At 71.9% G+C, this 1,860-nt stretch carries 2 protein-coding genes and 1 pseudogene; 2 read left to right on the top strand and 1 reads right to left on the bottom strand.

All coding sequences use genetic code 11. The annotated features are described in order from the left end of the window. The first annotated feature begins 181 nt into the window (after window positions 1-181). Entirely contained in the window at window positions 182-511 is a 330-nt protein-coding gene (locus tag KBX39_RS30270) for a DUF3817 domain-containing protein (protein WP_043328820.1), read from the top strand. Window positions 512-518: 7 nt separating this feature from the next. On the opposite strand, the gene KBX39_RS30265 is transcribed toward KBX39_RS30270, so the two are convergent. Continuing rightward, window positions 519-1,028, bottom strand: coding sequence for a DUF6232 family protein (locus tag KBX39_RS30265; RefSeq protein WP_043328818.1), 510 nt, complete (start codon window positions 1,026-1,028; stop codon window positions 519-521). A gap of 421 nt (window positions 1,029-1,449) precedes the next feature. Between KBX39_RS30265 and KBX39_RS30260 the strand changes: the two are divergent. Next, window positions 1,450-1,860 (top strand): annotated as a pseudogene (locus KBX39_RS30260) (glycoside hydrolase); the annotation flags it as partial.

The following is a 1,860-nucleotide window of genomic DNA, read 5'->3' as shown; positions in this document are numbered from 1 at the left end:
GACACCACCCCGGCGGTCCGCCGCCGGGTGGGCGTCGTGCGGACGCCGTCCGCCCCGGCCGAGGGGGCGGACGACGCCGAGCTGGCCGCGTACAACCGCTATCTATCCTGGTTGAACGCCAATCCGGGCGCCCGGCCCGGCGACTATCCCGGCTGAGGCCGGTGCGGAAGGACGGACGACGGTGGGCGGAGCCCTTACCCGGTACCGCGTGATCGCCTGGATCGTGGGCGTGGCGCTCGTGGTGCTGGTCCTGATCGGCATGCCGCTGAAGTACGGCTTCGACAACCCGAGCGTGGTGGGCGTGGTCGGCGTGGCGCACGGCTGGCTGTACATGCTCTATCTGGCGCTCACGTTCGACCTGTCCCGCCGGGCGAACTGGCCGCTGAAGCGGATGCTGCTGGTGATGCTCGCCGGGACCGTGCCGTTCGTCTCGTTCTACGCCGAGCGGCGGGTGAGCCAGTGGGTGGCTGCCGAGCAGCAGCCGCGTACCCCGGAGCCGGTCGCGGGCTGAGCGCCGCTCACCGCGCCGGTCGCCACGGCTCGGCCGCCGGTGGGTCGGCCCAGCCGCCCATGCGCGCCGCCTCGCGGGCGCGGCGCAGCGCCCGGCTGACCTGACCGAACTGTCGTTCGTCGTCGCTGCTGAACAGCAGCACCTCGGTGCCCCGCACCCGGCCCCACAGCTCGTGCGCCGGGGGCCGCCAGCGGTCGCCGATCAGCACGAGCAGCAGCGGCACCAGCCCGACCGCGCCGAGCAGGAGGTACGCCTCGGCGGTGAGCCGGTGCAGGCCGCCGGTGAAGCCGAGCAGCAGCCCGACCGCGGCGATCATCGCGGCGGACACGGCGACGGCGCGGATCGCGAGCCGGTCGTGCGGGCCGCGATCGGTCCGCACCTGGGTGATCTCGGCCACCGGCCAGCTGTTGCGGCCGACGGTGAAGCGCTCGGCGGTGACGACGATGCCGGGGCGGGCGTAGAGCAGTTTGGGCGAGGTGGGTCGGGGCGGCTGGGTGGCGGAGCGTTCGGTCTGCACGGCGGCCTCCCGGGGACGCGGATCCCGTGCGGGAATCCCGGTTCCGGGCTTCATTGTGTTGCGGGCCCGCCACCTGACCTCGGGTTTTCGGCGATCGGCCGCCGGTTCTGCCCCGGGTGGCCCGCCGGAAAGAGGAAGCGATTTCAGTCTTTGTCATGACTTTGCATGGCGGTGGCTGACGACATCCGCCCAGAACGACCAATCGGGCGAGCCACACCATGCTGCACCATCGTCACTTTCCGCCACTTTGCCAACTTTCGCCCCTGCTTGAACTCCCGACCACTCCGATCACGGGTTAGGTTGTGCAGGTCGGCCCGGTCGACAGCCATCCACCCGGATGGCCCCGGGCCGGTGTCGCCGGGTCGCGAACGCGCCCGGCGACCGGTGGGAGAGGAGCTTTCCGCTCTTGTCGTCCTTACGGATGCTGCTCCGCTCGCTCGCGGTGGCCGGCCTCTCGGCCGCGTTACTCGCCCCGGCGCAGGTGGCCCGGGCCGAGCCCACACCCGCAGAGCTGACGAAGCAGATCGAGAAGTCCTCGACTGAGCTGGAGCGAATCGTCGAGTCCTACAACAAGCTCAACGAGGACATCAAGGCCAACAAGGCCACGGCGGCCACGTTGGAGGCCCGGATCGGGCCGCTGCAGGAACAGGCCGAGCGCAGCCGCGCCGAGGTGGGCGTGCTGGCGGCGACGGCGTACAAGACCGGCGGCATGCGTACCGCGGCGGCCCTGCTGGACCCGGGTGGCCAGGCCACGCTGCCGGAGCGGCTGGGCACACTGGACCAGCTCACCCGCCAGCGCCAGCGCACCCTCTCCAGCTTCACCGCCGACCAG

Origin of the sequence: Micromonospora sp. D75, assembly GCF_018070405.1 — a bacterium.
GTDB lineage: Bacteria > Actinomycetota > Actinomycetes > Mycobacteriales > Micromonosporaceae > Micromonospora > Micromonospora chalcea.
The sequence above is the reverse complement of the archived record's forward strand: the minus strand, read 5'-3'. Positions and strand labels throughout refer to the sequence as shown.